This window comes from Promicromonospora sp. NPDC060204 (assembly GCF_042728455.1).
GTDB lineage: Bacteria > Actinomycetota > Actinomycetes > Actinomycetales > Cellulomonadaceae > Promicromonospora.
The window spans coordinates 1-16900 of the sequence record NZ_JBHWZO010000138.1; the positions used below are offsets into that span (position 1 = coordinate 1).

General features: G+C 73.6%; 14 protein-coding genes and 1 pseudogene. 5 read left to right on the top strand and 10 right to left on the bottom strand.

The features are described 5' to 3' along the window. Window positions 1-44: 44 nt before the first annotated feature. The 6 genes from ACFWEJ_RS17490 to ACFWEJ_RS17515 all read right to left on the bottom strand — a co-directional run bounded on the left by ACFWEJ_RS17490 (window position 45) and on the right by ACFWEJ_RS17515 (window position 6912). Entirely contained in the window at window positions 45-1397 is a 1353-nt protein-coding gene (locus ACFWEJ_RS17490) for a DUF58 domain-containing protein (protein ID WP_377230485.1), read from the bottom strand. A gap of 7 nt (window positions 1398-1404) precedes the next feature. Next, window positions 1405-2334 (bottom strand): AAA family ATPase, encoded by a 930-nt coding sequence (locus tag ACFWEJ_RS17495; protein ID WP_377230498.1) that lies wholly within the window; start codon window positions 2332-2334, stop codon window positions 1405-1407. A gap of 218 nt (window positions 2335-2552) precedes the next feature. Continuing rightward, window positions 2553-3851, bottom strand: a complete 1299-nt coding sequence (locus ACFWEJ_RS17500) for a DUF4350 domain-containing protein (protein ID WP_377230486.1) — start codon at window positions 3849-3851, stop codon at window positions 2553-2555. Continuing rightward, window positions 3848-4579: a DUF4129 domain-containing protein gene (locus ACFWEJ_RS17505; protein ID WP_377230487.1), complete on the bottom strand. Its 732-nt coding sequence runs from the start codon at window positions 4577-4579 to the stop codon at window positions 3848-3850. Before ACFWEJ_RS17505 ends, ACFWEJ_RS17500 begins: the two co-directional genes overlap by 4 nt. Before the next feature lies 1 nt (window position 4580). After that, a complete protein-coding gene (locus tag ACFWEJ_RS17510; RefSeq protein ID WP_377230488.1) occupies window positions 4581-5810 on the bottom strand; it encodes a hypothetical protein in 1230 nt (409 codons plus the stop codon). 112 nt (window positions 5811-5922) lie between these two features. Further along, entirely contained in the window at window positions 5923-6912 is a 990-nt protein-coding gene (locus ACFWEJ_RS17515; protein ID WP_377230489.1) for a stage II sporulation protein M, read from the bottom strand. 78 nt (window positions 6913-6990) lie between these two features. Here ACFWEJ_RS17515 and ACFWEJ_RS17520 point away from each other — a divergent pair, with 78 nt between their 5' ends. Then, a complete protein-coding gene (locus tag ACFWEJ_RS17520) occupies window positions 6991-7818 on the top strand; it encodes an RDD family protein (protein ID WP_377230490.1) in 828 nt (275 codons plus the stop codon). Window positions 7819-7852: 34 nt separating this feature from the next. Here the strand turns inward: ACFWEJ_RS17520 and ACFWEJ_RS17525 are convergent, their stop codons facing one another. The 3 genes from ACFWEJ_RS17525 to ACFWEJ_RS17535 are packed head-to-tail and all read right to left on the bottom strand — an operon-like array spanning window position 7853 to window position 11119. Further along, window positions 7853-9043 carry an acyltransferase family protein gene (locus ACFWEJ_RS17525; protein WP_377230491.1) on the bottom strand — a complete coding sequence of 397 codons (1191 nt, stop codon included), beginning with the start codon at window positions 9041-9043 and terminating at the stop codon, window positions 7853-7855. 40 nt (window positions 9044-9083) lie between these two features. Continuing rightward, window positions 9084-10133, bottom strand: coding sequence for a glycosyltransferase family 4 protein (locus ACFWEJ_RS17530; RefSeq protein ID WP_377230492.1), 1050 nt, complete (start codon window positions 10131-10133; stop codon window positions 9084-9086). A gap of 11 nt (window positions 10134-10144) precedes the next feature. Continuing rightward, window positions 10145-11119 (bottom strand): alpha/beta fold hydrolase, encoded by a 975-nt coding sequence (locus ACFWEJ_RS17535; protein WP_377230493.1) that lies wholly within the window; start codon window positions 11117-11119, stop codon window positions 10145-10147. Window positions 11120-11246: 127 nt separating this feature from the next. On the opposite strand from ACFWEJ_RS17535, the gene ACFWEJ_RS17540 reads away from it, so the two are divergent. Next, complete coding sequence (locus ACFWEJ_RS17540) at window positions 11247-12179, top strand: DMT family transporter (RefSeq protein ID WP_377230494.1); 933 nt, start codon at window positions 11247-11249, stop codon at window positions 12177-12179. Continuing rightward, window positions 12176-13360 (top strand): glycosyltransferase, encoded by a 1185-nt coding sequence (locus ACFWEJ_RS17545; protein WP_377230495.1) that lies wholly within the window; start codon window positions 12176-12178, stop codon window positions 13358-13360. Before ACFWEJ_RS17540 ends, ACFWEJ_RS17545 begins: the two co-directional genes overlap by 4 nt. A gap of 79 nt (window positions 13361-13439) precedes the next feature. Here the strand turns inward: ACFWEJ_RS17545 and ACFWEJ_RS17550 are convergent, their stop codons facing one another. Beyond that, on the bottom strand, window positions 13440-14798 hold the full coding sequence (locus tag ACFWEJ_RS17550) for an Nramp family divalent metal transporter (protein ID WP_377230496.1): 1359 nt from the start codon (window positions 14796-14798) through the stop codon (window positions 13440-13442). Between the two features lie 162 nt (window positions 14799-14960). Between ACFWEJ_RS17550 and ACFWEJ_RS17555 the strand changes: the two genes are divergently transcribed. Next, the gene (locus ACFWEJ_RS17555) at window positions 14961-16616 is read left to right on the top strand and encodes an ABC transporter substrate-binding protein (protein ID WP_377230497.1); all 1656 of its coding nucleotides are present in this window, start codon (window positions 14961-14963) and stop codon (window positions 16614-16616) included. Window positions 16617-16627: 11 nt separating this feature from the next. Beyond that, window positions 16628-16900, top strand: a pseudogene (locus tag ACFWEJ_RS17560) (hypothetical protein); the annotation flags it as partial.

Consider the following 16900-nt stretch of genomic DNA (forward strand, 5'->3'; position numbering starts at 1 on the left):
TCGTGCGGCCGGGCGCTGCTGTCGTCGGCGCAGGTCTCGTCAGCTCACAGCCGGCCGGCGGCCTTGAGGGCCAGGTACTCGTCGGCGAGCCGGGGCGCGAGGTCGTCCGGCAGCGCCTCGACGACGTCGGCCCCGTAGCGGCGCAGCATCGTGGTGACCGCGGTGCGCTCCAGGTCGCCGCGGGCGGCGGCCGCGGCGTCATACACGTCGGCCACCGTCTCGCGGCCGGCGCGCAGCGCCGCCACCTCCTCGTCCGCGACGGAGGCGACGACCACGGTGTGATCGCGGGCGAGCTGGTCCACGACGGGCAGCAGGCCGTTCTCCACCGCCGCCGGGTCGAGCGTGGTCAGCAGCACCACGAGCGCGCGCTGCGTCATCCGCGTGCGCACCTGCGCCACCACGCCCGGCCAGTCCGTCTCCAGCAGCACCGGTTCCACGGTGGCCAGCGACTCCGCCAGGGCCGGCATGAGCCGGGGCCCGGCGGCGCCCGCCACCCGCGCCCGCACGGTGCGGTCGAACGCCACGAGCTCCACGCGGTCGCCCGCGTGCCCGGCCAGCGCCGAGAGCAGCAGCGCCGCCTCGATGCTCGCGTCCAGACGCGGCGCGCCCGTCGAGTCGGCCGCGCCCACGCGGGCCGCGGCCGTCCGCCCGGTGTCCAGGACGATCAGCACGCGCCGGTCGCGCTCGGGGCGCCAGGTGCGCACCACCACCTCGCGCCGGCGGGCGGTGGCACGCCAGTCGATCGAGCGGACGTCGTCGCCCACCACGTACTCCCGCAGCGAGTCGAACTCCGTGCCCTCGCCGCGGATCTGCACGGCGGCACGGCCGTCCATCTCCCGCAGCCGCGCCAGGCGCGACGGCAGGTGCTTGCGGCTGGCGAACTCCGGCAGCACCCGCAGCCGGCCCGGGACGGGCAGCGTCACCTGGCGGCCGGCCAGGCCCAGCGGCCCGAGGCTGCGGATCGTCACGCCGCCCGCCGCCCGGTCACCGCGGCGCGTCGGCACGAGGACGGTCGGCAGGCGCGCGGCCTCGCCGTCGGGCAGGTCCACCTGGTGGCGCCCCGGGCCGCCCGACGCCGGACGCACGCGCTCGGACCGGCCCCGTCCCGGACCCGCCCCGGCCGAGGGGCCCCACGCGTCCCGGACCACCGCCCGCAGGCGCCGACCGGAGGCGTTGCGGACCACGAGCTCGCTCGTCGCCTCGGAGCGCAGCCGGACCGACGCCGGCACGCGCCGCTGCACCGCCACCCGGCGCGGCGAGGCGGCCAGGACGACGTCGGCCACGCACACCAGGACCACGAACGTGGCCCAGACCAGCACCGTCCCGTCGGCCGGCAGGAGCAGCACGGGCACCACGCCGAGGCCCATCAGGGCGGCGGCCCGCCACGTCACGACCATGCGGCCCTCAGCGCGGCACGGGCACGGAGGCCAGCACCGTGTCCAGCACGCCCTCGGCGGTGACGCCCTCGAGCTCGGCCTCGGCGCGCAGCTGCACGCGGTGCCGGAGCGTCGGGTGGGCCAGCGCCTTGATGTCGTCCGGCGTCACGAACGAGCGGCCCGACAGCCACGCCCAGGCCCGCGCCGTGCGCAGCAGCGCGGTGGCGCCACGCGGCGAGACGCCGAGCGAGAGCGACGGCGAGAACCGCGTGGCGCGGCAGACGTCGACGGCGTAGCCCAGCACCTCGCGCGACACCTGGACGCGGGCGACCTCGGCGCGGGCGCGCTCCAGCACCCCGGCGTCGGCCACGGGCGTCACGCCGGCGGCAGCCAGGTTGCGGGGGTCGAACCCGGCGGCGTGCCGGGCCAGGACCTCCACCTCCTGGTCCCGCTCGGGCAGCGGCAGCACCAGCTTGAGCAGGAACCGGTCGAGCTGGGCCTCGGGCAGCGAGTAGGTGCCCTCGTACTCGACGGGGTTCTGGGTGGCGATGACCAGGAACGGGTCCGGCAGCGGACGTGGCGTGCCGTCCACCGACACCTGCCGCTCCTCCATCGCCTCCAGCAGGGACGCCTGGGTCTTCGGGGGCGTGCGGTTGATCTCGTCCGCCAGCACCAGGTTGGTGAACACGGGGCCCTCGCGGAACGAGAACTCGGCCGTGCGCGCGTCGTAGACGAGCGAGCCCGTCACGTCACCCGGCATGAGGTCGGGCGTGAACTGGATGCGCTTGGTGTCCAGCTTCAGCGCCGCCGCGAGGGTGCGGACCAGCAGCGTCTTGGCGACGCCCGGCACACCCTCCAGGAGCACGTGCCCCTGGCACAGCAGCGCGATGAGCAGGCTGGTCACGGCCGCGTCCTGCCCGACGACGGCCTTGCCCACCTCCGTACGGACCGCCGCCAGGGCGGAGCGGAGCTCCTGCGACGGTGCGGGGGGCTGGGCCGGGGCGGGCGGCTGGGCCGGGGCGGGCGCGGCGTCGGCCGGACGGGCCGCTCCGTTCGCCGGCACCGTCTGCACGGTCTGGGCTCCCGGGGCGGCGGGCGCCCCGGGCTGCCCGGCCTGCGGGTCGGACGTCGGCTCCGCGGGCCGGCCCGCGCTCTGCGGGGGGAAGGCTGGTTCGGTCACGGTCGGTGGACCTCGCTCTCCAGGGTGTCGAGTCGGCGCGCGAGCTCGGCGAGCGCGGCGTCGTCAGCGGGCGGTGGGCCGTAGAGCAGGTCTGCCACCTGCTGCGACGGGCGGTTCGTGGCGGCCACGACGGCGTCGACCACGGTGTTGGCATCGGACGAGCGGGCCAGGCCGAGGCGCGAGGCGATCCGGTCGGCGGACGCCGCCCGGAGGCCGGCGGCGGCGTGCCCACGGGCGCGGGCGGCGCGGTACAGGCGGGCGCGACCGCGTGTGGCCTCGGCCGAGCGGACGAGCACCGGCAGGTCCTCGACGATCAGCGGCCCCATGCGGCGCACGCGCCAGAACGCGAGCAGGACGGCGGCGAGCAGCACCACCAGGGCGACGGGCGCGGAGCCGGGCGGCATGACCGCGTTCACCTGGCCGCGCTCGGCGGGGGTAGGCTCGTCGCTGCCGGTGCTGACGTCCATCGGGTCGGGGACCAGCCAGACGAGGTCCTCGTTCTGGCCGAGCATCCACAGCGCGAGCGCCGAGTTGCCCTCCGTCAGGACGGTGCCGTTGCGGAGCACCGAGGGGTCGCTGACCACGGTCACCGAACGGTCCGGGAAGTCCAGGCGGGCGTAGGCGAACGCACCGGCGCCGTCGGGCCAGCACAGGACCGGCCGCACCTTGTCGCCCGTGGCGGACGCGTCGTACAGGCCGGGCGCCAGCGTGACCGCGCCCGCGGCCTGTGCCGCCGGGTCGTCGCACTGCGGCTCGACCGGGTCGGGCCGCTCGCCGTACGTGATGTCGAGCTTGTCGCGGCTCACGCCCGCCACCATGCTGTAGTCCGGGGCGAGGACGACGAGGTCGGCGCCCGTGCGGTTGAGCGCGGAGATCTGGTCGTCCGCGAAGAACGACGGGTTGGGCGTGACCAGGAGCGTGCTGTCCGGCCCGGCCGCGGCGACGGCGCCGGCCACGGAGGTGACGTGCGTGATGTGCACGCCCTGGTCCTTGAGCACCTCGGCCACGGCCATGGCCCCGTCCGCCTCCGGGTTGTCCGGCGCGTAGGACTCGGCGGACGTGGGGGTACGGACCACCGCGAGGAACAGGACGAACAGGGCGACCGCGGCGAGCACGGTCAGCGGCCAGCGCATCCGCCGCCATCGGCTCGCGGCCCGCGACCGGCCCGTGGTGGCGTCGCCGATGACCACCGGCGGCTCGTCGACCGGGCCCGCGGTCGCGACCGGCGCCGCCGAGGGCGGCGTCGGGGCGGGCGGTGCCGCGGGGGCGTACGGGGAGGGCACCTGCGTGGTCATGCCGACACCCCCGGCTTCTCGTCCGCGCTCTCGGTCGCGTCGTCGTGCGTGCCGTCGTTCGTGCCGTCGTGCGTGTCAGGGCCGGAGCCCGTGCCGGGCCCGGTCGCGGGGACGGCGGTGGGCCGCGCCGCGGTGACCTGGGCGTCGAGCTCCCGCAGCGCCGCGTCGTCAGCGGCGGTGGCGACCCGGTCGCCGTACTCGACGCCGTCGAACAGGTCGGCGCCCGAGCGCAGGCCGGCGGCCTGCCCGGGCAGGCGCTCGCCCGCGTCGCCCGCGGCCTCCTGCGCCGTGCGGCCCGGTCTCGGCTCGATGACCACCCGCTCCTCCAGGGACCGGACGACGGCGCGGAAGCGTTCCGCGGCCGCCGTCCGCCAGTCGCCCGACGCCGCGGCGGCGTCGGCCGCGGCGCGCATCTGCGCGGCCGTCCGCGCGTCGTCGGCGTCGAGCACCTCGGCCTTGCCTGCCCGGTCGCGGCCGAGCCGCACCGGCCCGGCGATCAGCCAAGCGATCGCCAGCACGACCACGGCGACGATCGCGAGGCCGATCCCGAGCTGGGGCCCGGACATCGCGGTGTCGGGCCAGTCGATGCCGCTCAGCCAGTCCATGACCCAGCGGATCACGCGCGACAGCAGGGACTCGCGCTCCGCGTACTCGGGGCGCTGCAGCTCGCTCGTGAGCCACTCGCGTGCGGTGTCCCGGTCCGGGACGACGGGCAGATCGGCCCTCATGTCACTTGTCCGCCGCGGCTGCGGCCGCGGCCTGCAGCTGCACGTCCAGTCCCTCGCGACGCATCCGGGTGTCGATGTAGAGCAGGGCGGTGACGCCCCCGAGGAACAGGACTTGCAGGCCACCCGTGACCACGTACGTGACGCCGACGCTGATCGCCAGGCCGGCGTCGTTGGCCGCCATCATGAAGATGCTCAGAAGGAAGCTAAGCGGGATCGACACGATCTGGCTGATGAAGTAGAGGATGAGCCAGGTCAGCAGGTAGATACCGAGCACCCGCCAGAACGTGCCACGCGTCAGGCGCCAGGCTCGCGCCACGGTGGCCCAGAAGCCGCCGCCCTCGACGGCGAGCGCCGGGGCGACGAGCAGCACGCGGGTGAACAACCAGACGCTGCCGACCAGGGCGAAGGCGATCGCGAGGAAGACCCCGACCACGCCGAGCGTCATGTCGATGGCGAAGAACCCGGCAACGACACCCACGAGCGCGGTGAGGCCCACGACCCCCGCGACCAGGGACAGGAGCGAGAACCCGATGAGGTACCAGGCCCGTCGGGCGATCCGCTGCCAGGCCTCGGACACCGAGATCTTGCGCCCGATCACGGAGTCGCTGACGGAGACGGCCATGACGCCCATGGCGAGCGGTGCGGCCAGCTGGAGTACCAGGCCGATACCGAGCAGCGACCCGTAGGTCACGCCGAGGATGTCCTGGGTGAACCCCATGTCCTGCATGGCCGGGTCGTTCTCGAGCTCCGCGAAGAAGCTGCCCCACAGGTCGGTGAACCAGGTGGTCAGCGGGATGCTGACCAGGGTGCCGATCACGACGGCGACGACCACGATGATCGCGGTGAGCCCGAGCGTGACGCCGGGGTTGTGCCGCACCGCGCCGAACGCGCCGTCGTACAGCTCGCCCAGGGTGAGCGGGCGCAGCGGGACGATGCCGGGCTTGTCGGCCGCCGGCCGGTAGCCCGGGACGGCGCCGCCGGGCGCGTGCTGGCCGTACTGCGTCTGGCCGTACTGCGCCTGCCCGTAGTGGTTCTGGCCGTACTGCCCGCCAGGCCCGGCGGACGGCGTGCCGTACTGCGGCTGCTCCGGGGCCTGCGGGGCGGACGGGTCGTACCCGGGCGCGTACTGCCCGTACCGCGGCGGCTCGCCCCAGCCGGCGGGCTGGGCGCCTCCGGACTGCGGGGGCGTCGGCTGCGCCGGCTGGTCGGGTGCGCTCTCGGGCGTCGTCATGGGGCGTGCTCCGGGTGTCGTCTGCGGTGGTGCCTGTGCGCCGCAACCCTAGTACGGGGTACTGACAGGGGGCTGCGTAATTCGCGCGAGCGGGCGGGTCGGCACGCGACCGTCACCCCGCTGTGACCACCGTAGCGCCGGCCTCGTGCTCCGCGAGGTCGCCCGTCGCGCCGGCCCGGACGGCGCGTCCGCCCAGCACGTACACGTAGGTCCAGAACCCGGCGAGCACGATCGCGCCGATGACGATCTTGAGCCACCACCAGAGCTCGGAGCCGGTCACGAAGCCCTCCACGAGGCCCGAGACCGCCAGGGCCACCGCGAGCCCGATGACGGTGGTGATCAGGGCGCGGCCCTCGGCGGCCATCGCGACCGACCGCTTGCGGTGCCCCGGGTCGATGAGGGTCCAGAACAGCCGCAGGCCCGCCGCGCCCGCGACGAAGATGCACGTCAGCTCCAGCAGGCCGTGGGGCGCGATGAGCGTGAGGAACAGGTCGAGCTCGTCGTGAGCGGCCATCATGCCGCCGGTGGCGCCGATCTGGACCGCGTTCTGCCACAGCACGTTCAGGGTGAATAAGCCGGTGATCCCGCCCGCGACGGCCTGTGCCGCGATCCAGGCGTTGTTGGTGAAGACGACGCCGGCGAACCCGAGGCCCGGGTCGTAGTAGGAGGCGAAGGCGTTGTTGACGTAGTCCTCCTGGGCGGACGGCGGCATCAGGGAGTTCATCGCGTCGACGTCGGACGCGATGTATACGCCCGCGACCACCGCGACGAGCACGCAGGCCGCCGTCACCCCGTGCGACCACCACCGGATCCGGTAGAACGCCGCGGGCAGCGACACCACGGTGAACCGCACCACCTCGCGCCACGCGGGCTCGTGCGACCCGGCGATGCGGGTGCGCGCCCGGTTCAGCACGTCGGACAGGCGGGTCACCAGCGCGGGGTCCGGCGCCGCGGACCGGACCGTCGACAGGTGCGTGGCCACCGACTGGTACAGGCGCACCAGCTCGTCCGACTCGGCGCCGTCCAGCCGGCGCCGGGAGGCGAGCTCCTTGAGGCGGTCCCACTCTGCGGCGTGCACGGCGGTGAAGGCGTCGATGTCCACGACGGTAGTCTGCCGCACAGGGACCGCGGCACGTCCCGAGACCCCGCACCATCCGACAGCACCCCCACGGGAGGAAACGTGCAGGACGGCATCGTCATCGGCGAGGGCGTGGTGCTGGACGCGCGCCCGGCGTCGTTCATCACGCGCGGCATGGGCGCGATGCTCGACTTCCTCGTGATCGGCGCGGTCATCGCGGTCGTCCTGATCGTCGGCGCGGTCTGGTTCCTGGAGAACGCCGTGCTGGGCGAGGACATCGCGGCGATCGTCTACGTGCTGGCAACCGTCGTGGTCATGGTGGGCATCCCGGTCGCGGTCGAGACGCTGTCGCGCGGCCGGTCGGTCGGCAAGCTCGCCTGCGGCATCCGCGTGGTGCGCGACGACGGCGGCCCGGTCCGGTTCCGGCACGCGCTGGTGCGGGCGCTCATCGGCGTGATCGAGCTGTGGCTGACGTTCGGCGGCATCGCGGCGATCGCGTCGCTGTCCAACGCGAAGGGCAAGCGCCTCGGCGACCTCGCGGCCGGCACGTACGCGGTGCGGGTGCGGGGCGGCAAGCCGCCGTCGGCCCCGGTCGTGATGCCGCAGTCCCTGGCCGCGTGGGCGCACACCGCGGACATGCGCCGCCTGCCCGACGGGCTGGCGCTGGCCGCCCGGCAGATGCTGGGCCGCGCCGCCCGTCTCGCGCCCGAGTCCCGGGCGCGGCTGGCCGACGACCTCGCCGGCCGCATCGAGCCGTACGTCGCCCCCGGCCCGCCCCCGGGCACGCACCCCGAGGCGTTCCTGCACGCGGTGCTCGCCGAGCGCCGCGAGCGCGAGCTCGCCGCGGGTCAGCGGGAGCGCCGGCGGGCGCAGGAGCAGGCGGAGCTGCTGCACCGGCTCCCGTTCGCGGTGGCCGACCCGCCGCGCTGAGCCCCGCCGCCCCGTCGGGGCCCTGACCGCACCGTCAGGTGCGGACGTCGTCCCAGGCGCGCATCAGCCCGCGCGAGCGCAGCGCCGCCGAGCAGCGCAGCAGGCCGGCCTGCACCGCCCGGCGCAGCCGGGCCGACGTCGGCCGCTCGACGCCGTAGTGGATCGCGACCGCCAGGCCGAGGCTCAGCGCGCCCGCCGCGAAGAGGGCGACGGTGCGCGTGGTCTCGTGGGCCAGGATGTCGATGACGGCGTAGCCGAACTGGGTGTGCACCAGGTACACGGGATAGGTCAGGGCGCCGACCGTGCCGAGCACGGTCGCGACCCTGCGGGGTGGCGCCGACCTGCCGCGGAGCGTCGTCGCCCAGACCGCCACGACGCTGGCCAGCATGATCATCACGGCGATCACCGGGTTCACGGTGACGCCCTGGAGGTCGGACGCGCGGCCGGCGGCCTCCTGCACCCGCAGCACGCACAGGACCAGGCCGCCCACGAGCAGCGTGCTGGTGACCAGGTCGAACCCGTCGCGGTAGGCGAGGAACAGCAGCATGCCGACGGCGAAGTACGGGGCGTAGACCGGCACGAGCCAGTCGGCGAGCCAGTGGGCGCCGAACTCCTGCGCGGCCCAGCCGGCGAGCGGCCAGAGGGTGGCGAACGTCAGCACGCGGTTGCGGGTGAGCGGGCCGAACGCCAGCACCACGAGCACCAGCAGGTAGAACTTGAGCTCCACGAGCAGGGTCCAGAACACGACCTGGACGCCGGTGACGTCGAACAGGTCCTGCACCATCGTGAGGTTGACCAGGGTCTCGGTGATGTTGGTCTGCCGGCCGCCCGACCAGAACTGCTGCAGGCCGACCGTCAGCACGATGCACGCCCAGTACGCCGGGAAGAGGCGGCCCACCCGGGAGGCGACGAAGCCGGCGATCCCGCGGCCGTCGGCGCTGAGCAGGATCACGAACCCGGAGATCATGAAGAACAGCTCGACGCCCAGCCAGCCGTACCGGGTCACCTCGTTGAGCAGCGGGAACGCCCGGTCGGGGTCGGCACCCCAGTAGCTGGTCACCGTCGACGTGGCCGTGAAGTGGTAGAGCAGCACGGCGGCCGCGGCGCCGAAGCGCAGGCCGTCCATGGCCACGAGCCGGCCGGTGGTCTTCCGGCGCTCACTGCCCGTGGTCGCGGGGCTCGCCTCGGGAACGGACGCGGTCAGGCTCTCGTCAGGACGGGTCATCGCCGCCGACCTTAGATCACGGAACGATAACGGTCAAAAATCACCCTAGCAGAAGCGCCAGGAGGGTTTTGGCCGAGGTGTCCCAGTCGTACCCGGCGGCGCGGAGCCGCGCGGCGGCCGACCGCTCGGCCCAGGTCGCCGGGTCGTCGAGCTCGCGGACGGCGGCCACGTACCCGTCCACGTCGTCCGGGTCGACGTACGCCCCCGCCGGCCCGCCGACCTCCCGGAACACGGGGATGTCGCTGACCACCAGGGGCGTGCCGAGCGTCATGGCCTCCACCAGCGGGAGCCCGAAGCCCTCGTCGCGGGAGCCGGAGACGAGCGCCGTCGCGCCGCGCAGCACGTCGCGGTAGACCTCGTCGGACGCGCCGTCGTGGAACACGAGCGTGCCCTCGCCGGCCAGCTCCGTCAGCCGCGAGCGCTGCTCGGCCGTGACCGGGCTCATCAGGTGCAGCTCCCACCCGGGCAGGCGGGCCATGGCGCGGGCCGGCAGCTCCACGTTCTTGTACGGCATGAACGAGCCCATGTAGACGAGCGACCGGGTACGGGGCGTGCGGGGCAGGTCCGGCACGGGGTCGGGCGCGTTCGGCACCACGGTGACCGGACGCCGGGTCAACCGGTGCCGGGCGATCAGGTCGCGCGTGGTCTCCGAGACCGTGACCACGGCGTCGGCCCGGTTCAGCAGCAGCCGCTGCGGCCACCAGGCCAGGTGGAACGCCCGCCACAGCAGCCGGACGGCCGCGGGCAGGTTCCGCGGGGGCGTGGGGTGCCGGTAGTAGATGAGGTCGTGCAGGGTCAGGACCACCCGGTAGTCCCGCCCCCAAGTGCCCATGGTCTGCATCGGGCTGAACACGACGTCGGCGCCGGTGCGGCGCACCTGCCGCGCCACGAAGGGCTCGCGCCAGCTCGTCGGGGCGCTCACGCGGTGCCACGGCAGCCCGTCCGGCAGGTGGGCGAGCTGGCGCTCGTCGTCCACCAGCACCTCGACCGGGTGCAGCCGGGCCAGCGCCGTGACGATGCCCGCGGTGTACCGGCTGATCCCGTCGTGCCGGCCGACCCGCAGGTAGCGGCAGTCGACGACGATCTTCATCTGATCTTCCCTCACTGTTCATCCCCCTCGCCGGTGGCCTGGAGACCGGCCAGGAATCCGGCGGTCTCCCGGGCCACGACGTCCGGCGCCTCGTAGTGGGCCAGGTGGCCGATCCGCGGGACGACGGCCAGCCGGGCGTCGGCGAGCGCCGCCGCGAGGACCCGCTGGGACGGCAGCGGGGCGACGTCGTCGTTCTCGGAGGCGACCAGCAGCGTCGGCACGGTGATGCGCCCCGCGTAGGCGGAGACGTCGGTGCCGACCGACGCGTGGAAGGCCTCCAGCAGGGTGCGCCGGTCGGCGAAGCCCGAGAAGTACCGGTCGTGCTCCGCGTGGATCCAGCGCCGCAGGTCAGGGTCGTGCGAGGTGACCATCGCGAGGCTCGCGACCCGGGTGAACAACGGGTGACGCAGCAGGCCGGTCCCGGCCCGCTCCGGCAGCGCCGCGGCCAGCCGGTGCACCCCCACGGTGACGGCGCTCATGGCCCGGCGAGGGCCGTCGAGCGCCGCCGTCGCGATCGGGTTGACCAGGACGAGCGCGCGCACGGACACACCGTCCGGCGCCGGTCCGGCGGCCGGGCCGGCCACCGTCGCCGCCGCGACGATCGAGCCGAAGGAGTGCCCGGCCAGCACCGCGTCACCTCCCGGAGCGACGGCGGCCAGCAGCTCGGCGGTCCACCCGGCGTAGCCGGCGACGTCGTGCACCCCGTCGGGCAGCGGCGCCGACGCCCCGAAACCGGGCAGGTCGGGAACCCATACCTGCAGGTCAGGGCGCTGTTCCACGAGGTTCGCCACGATCGGCTCCAGCCCGTGGTGGTCGCCGCGCAGCCCGTGCAGGAACACGAGCCGGTGCGGCGCCGCGGCGTCCCCGTACATCCGGACGTGCGTGCGGACGCCGCGGAGGCGAAGATCCTCGTCGCGCGCGGGTGTGGCCGCGACCAGTCCCGCGTACGGTGCCTGGAGATCGCGCGGGTGCGTGTCGGTGTTCATCGCGCTGACCCTAAGCACTCGAGGGACGGTCACGGGAGTGGTCGGAGAAAGATGGGGGAAAACCCCCATCTCATTACGGGGGGAAACCTGGTGGCGGAGAAGGGCTTCCTTACGTCACCGTTGTCCCATGCAAGCCATAGCGGTCGCCCTCGCCGTGCTCGGCGCCGCCCTGTTCGCCGGCGCCGCGGTCCTGCAGCACCGCGAGGTGGCCGACCTCTACGGGCAGCCCTTCCCTCGCGAACGCGTCCTGTCCCTGCGCCGGCTCAGCCGGATCGTCCGACGGCCCGGCTGGCTGGCCGGGTTCGGGCTCGCGGCGGGCGGCACGATCGTGCACGCGGTGGCGCTGGCGCTCGCGCCGCTCCGCCTGGTCCAGCCGATCGGCGTGCTGGCCGTGCCCGTGGCGGTGCTGCTCTCCTCGCTGCTGCTGCGGCGGGCGCCCGGCCGGAACGTGCTGCTAGGCGTCGCCCTGACCATGGCCGGGGTGGCGGTCTTCGTGGCCGCGTCCGTGAGCGCCACCTCGGGCAACGTGCCGCCGCCCGGGTCCACGCTGCCGACCGTCCTGATCGTCGGCGGTGTCGTGGTGGGCCTGGGCATCGCCGGCCTCGCGGCCGGCGGCTGGCTGCGCTGCGTCGCCTGCGCCACGGCGGGCGCCACCGCGTTCGGCCTGCTCTCCGCGCTCATGCGCGTGATCTTCCAGGAGCTCGCCGTCGGCACCCCCTGGTACGAGCCGCAGGTGCTCGGCACCGGCGCGGCCGCGATCGCCGCGCTGGTGCTGGGCGGCTGGCTCGTGCAGCAGGCCTACCCGTCCGGCCCGCCCGAGGTCGTGGTCGCGTGCCTCACGGTCGTGGACCCGATCGTGGCCGTGCTGCTCGGCGCGGTGCTCCTCGGCGAGGGCGCCGACACGCCCGTCGCCACCTGGTTCCTCCTCGGTGGCGCGGCGCTCGCCGCGTCCGCCGGGGTCCTCGTCCTTGCCCGGCTCCACCCCGACGCCGTCGCGGCCCGCGCGGCGCGCACCGCCCCTTCGACACTTCCCGGACCATCGAGAGGTACAGCACAGTGAACCTGCCTGGTACTCCCCGCACGATCTTGATCGGCGCCGATACCTACCCGCCCGCCGTGAACGGCGCCGCCCGGTTCGCCGGCAGCCTGGCCACCGGCCTGGCCGGCCGCGGGTACGAGGTGCACGTCGTCGCCCCGTCGCCCACGGGCCGCCCCGTGCGCGAGGTGCGCGACGGCGTCGTACTGCACGGGCTGCGTTCCAGCCGGTACCCCACGCACCACAACCTGCAGATCTCCCTGCCCTGGGAGACCCGCCGGGCGATCACGGACGTCCTCGACGAGGTCCGGCCCGACGTCGTGCACACCAACGGCAGCTTCATCGTCGGCCGCGCCCTGGTCGACGCGGCGCACCGCCGGGACCTGCCCATCGTGGCGACCAACCACCTGATGCCGGAGAACCTCGTCGGCTACCTGCTGGTGCCCGGCTCGATGCACCGCAGGGTCGGGCGCTGGCTGTGGCAGGACATCGGCCGCGTCTACGCGAAGGCCGACGTCGTCACCGCCCCCACTCCGCGCGCCGTGGACCTGCTCGCGCAGCACGCCGGGCTCAGCCACGCGATCCCCGTGTCCAACGGCATCGACACCGACCGGTACACCACCACCGTCCGCGACGGCCGCACCGAGCCGACGGTGCTGTTCGTGGGCCGCCTGGACCAGGAGAAGCGGGTCGACGAGATCATCCGCGCGTTCGCCCTGCTCCCTGAAGGCCTCCCGGGCCGCCTGGAGATCGTGGGCACCGGCTCGAAGGCCGACGACTGGGCCGCGCTCGCCGCCGAGTCCGGCGTCGCGAGGCGCGTCCGGTTCCGCGGGTACGTGCCCGACGACGAGCTGCTCACCGCCTACTCCGAGGCCGACCTGTTCTGCATGCCCGGGGTGGCCGAGCTGCAGAGCCTGGTCACGCTGGAGGCGATGGCCTCGGGCCTGCCGGTGGTCGCCGCCGACGCGATGGCGCTGCCCCACCTGGTGCGCCCCGGCGTCAACGGCTGGCTCTACACGCCGGGCGACGTGCGCGAGCTGGCCAACCGGCTGGGCGACCTCCTGGCGGACGCCGGGCTGCGGCACCGGATGGGCGCCGCGAGCCGCGAGCTCGTCGCCGCGCACGCCGTGGACGGCACCCTCGACGCGTTCGCGGAGATCTACGAGAAGGTCCACGCCATGCGCGCGACCCCCGCGGCCGCCTGACGCGGCACCTCTCGCACGTGTCAGACCCTCAGGTCACCCGAGGGACCTGAGGGCCTGACACGTCTCCCGCGGGAAAGGGCTAGCCGCCGAAGACCGGCGCCACCGCCTTGACCAGCTCGTTGCCGCCGAGCACCAGGAACATCGCGGCCACCAGCACCAGGATCACGTTGACCCACCAGCGGTTGCGCCACTGCTGCGGCACCGCCCTCGAGTTCATGAGGAACAGCAGGGTCAGCGCGAGGAACGGCATGAACAGCGAGCCCAGCGCGCCGTAGACCACGACGAGCATGATCGGCTTGTCGAGGAACAGCAGCGCCATCGGCGGGAACGTCAGCCAGAGGATGTACCACCGGTAGTAGGTGCCGCCGGCGCCGCGGCGGCGGTCGTCGGCGGGCAGGTTGCGCATCGTGGCCACGAAGTCGGCGAACATGAGCGACACGCCGTGCCAGACGCCGATCACCGACGAGAACGTCGCGGCGAAGAACCCGACCAGGAACAGCGGCGCCATGAACGTCCCGTACCGCTGGGCGAGCACGTCGGCGACGTCGACCAGCCCCTGCTCGCCGTCCGCCACGGCCAGGCCCGCGGAGTACAGCAGCTCGGAGCCCACGATCAGCATGGCGATCACGAAGACGCCGGACATGAAGTACGCCCACGCGTTGTCGATCCGCATGACCCGCATCCAGCGGGGCGTGTCCCAGCCCTTCTCGGTGAGCCAGTACCCGTACGCGGCCAGGGTGATGGTGCCGCCGACGCCGCCCGCCAGGCCGAGCGTGTTGAGCACCGCGCCCTCGGGGATGATCGGCACCAGGCCGGCCAGGATCTCGCCGAGGTTCGGCGTCGTCAGCGCCGCCGACCCCACCACGGTCACGAACATGACGCCGATCAGCACGGCCATGACGTTCTCGAACGGCTTGTACTTGCCGAACCAGACCAGCAGCAGGCCGGCGACGCCGGAGATCATGGCCCAGTACCGGATGTCCAGCACCGGGAACAGCCCGTTCAGCGCGAGGCCGACGCCGGACATCGCCGCCGCGCCGTAGCTGAAGCCCCAGACGACGACGTAGACGCCGAAGTAGACGACCGCCCACAGGCCGAGCGACTTCCAGCCGTCGAAGATGGTGCGGCCGGTCGCGAGCGTCCAGCGGCCGGCCCCCTCGACCAGCGCGATCTTCACGACGACGCCGAGGATCACCGCCCACAGCAGCGCGTAGCCGTAGTTGCTGCCCGCGACCATCGTGGCGACGAGGTCACCGGCGCCGATGCCGGTGGCCGCGACGACCAGACCAGGGCCGATGATCCGCCACCGGGGTTTCTCCAGGGACTCACCGCCCCCGGGAGCGGCGTCCCCCGAACCGGCCGTGGCCGTCGTCTGCGGGCCGGCCGTGGGCCGGGCCCCTGGAACCCCCTGCGAAGTGACCTCATTGTCCTTTTCCATGGCGTGACTGTACCCAGGCATTTCACCCACCCAAAAGGGACGCGCCCCACACCGGCCCGTGTCACAGAGGTTTAACAGGACCGTTATGTATTGCATACACGACTGACCCTGTGGGAGTGATTGTATGCAATCGTCCTTCTCAGACCCGGATTGGATTCTCCAGTGCGCACTCCCCTGCCGCCGCGGCTGCGCGGCCCACTCGCCCCCGCCGCCGGCCTTCTCGCCGCGGCGCTCGTCCTGTCCGGCTGTCAGGAGGTGCAGACCGCCGCCCCCGTGCAGGAGACGGCCGACGTCACCGGCATCACCCTGGACGGCCGGACGATCTCCGAGGGCGGAGACCTCGTCATGGCCCTCTCGGCCGAGCCCGACGTGCTCGACCCGACCACGTCGTCGTCGCTCTACACGCGCTACGTCATGCAGACGATGTGCGAGAAGCTCTACGACATCGACGAGGCGGGCGAGATCGTCCCGATGCTCGCCACCGAGCTGCCCGAGGTGTCCGACGACGGCCTCACCGTCACCTTCCCGCTCAAGGAGGGCGTGCAGTTCGCCGACGGCACGCCGTTCGACGCCGAGGCCGTGAAGACCTCGATCGAGCGCCACCTCACCAAGGAGGACTCGTCGCGCCGCAGCGAGCTGGGCCCGATCGAGCAGGTGACCGCCGTCGACGACAGCACGGTCGAGATCACCTACGAGACGCCGTTCGCGCCGCTCACCGCCGTGCTGGCCGACCGCGCGGGCATGATCATGTCGCCGACCGAGCTCGAGAAGGCCGGCGACGACTTCGGCGAGCACCCCGTCTGCGTGGGCGCCTTCAAGTTCGCCGAGCGCGTGCCGCAGACGTCGATCACGGTCGAGCGCGACCCGCTGTACTACGACGCCGAGAACGTGCACCTGGACTCGATCACCTACCGCATCATCACGGACGCCAGCATCCGCTCCGCCAACCTGCGCTCCGGCGACGTCCAGGTGGCCGACACCCTCTCGACCCAGGACCTCGCCGAGCTGGAGGACGCCGAGGGCGTGGGCCTCCTGGAGGTCGGCTCCCTGGGCTACCAGGCCATGACGGTCAACGTGGGCAACACCGACGGCGTCGGCGCCCCGCCCGGGAAGATCGACACCCCGATCGCCACGGACCCGCGGGTGCGCGAGGCCCTCTCGATGGCCGTGGACCGCGAGCAGCTCGTGAAGTCCGTCTTCAACGACCGGTTCGACCCGGCCTGCTCGCCCATCTCCCCCGCGTCCACGTTCAGCACCGCGGCGAGCGAGGCGTGCCCGGAGTACGACCCCGAGGGCGCCAAGGCGCTCCTGGAGGAGGCCGGCGCGGACGTGCCGTACAAGATCGAGATCAAGGTGACGAACACGCCCGACACCCTGCGCCTGGCGCAGGCCGTGCAGGCCTCGGTGGCCGAGGGCGGGTTCGAGCTGACGATCGTGCCCGTCGAGTACTCCTCGCTGCTGGAGGTCCAGGAGCAGGGCGACTTCGACCTGCTGCAGCTCGGCTGGTCGGGCCGTGTGGACCCGCACGGCAACATGTTCAACTTCCTGTCGACGGGCGCCGGCAACAACTACTCCGGGTACAGCAACCCCGAGGTCGACGACCTGCTCACCGAGGCGGCCACCGTGATCGACCCGGCCGAGCGGGCCGACCTGTACGGCCAGGTCGTCACGCAGGTCCAGGAGGACAACCCGATCATCTACCTCTACCGGACGCGCAGCATGACCGGCTACGCCGACGAGGTGGCGGGCATCTCCACGTACGCCGACGGCGTGGTCCGGCTGAGCCACGCCGCGTTCGTCGACCCGAACGAAGGCTGAGAGCACCTCCGATGCGTCGTTACCTCCTCGTCCGCCTCGGACAGTCGGCGATCACGCTGCTGCTGGCGTCGATGGTGATCTTCCTGGGCGTGCGCATGCTGCCCGGCGACCCCGCGCTCGCGATGGCGGGCGAGGAGGCCACGCCGGAGCGGCTCGCCATGATCCGTGCCGACCTCGGCCTGGCCCAGTTGCCGGACGAGGACGAGCACTACCGGACCAACTCCGCGTACGAGACGAAGCACCCCGAGTGCCTGGCACTCAACTCCTTCGGCCCCACCATCGGG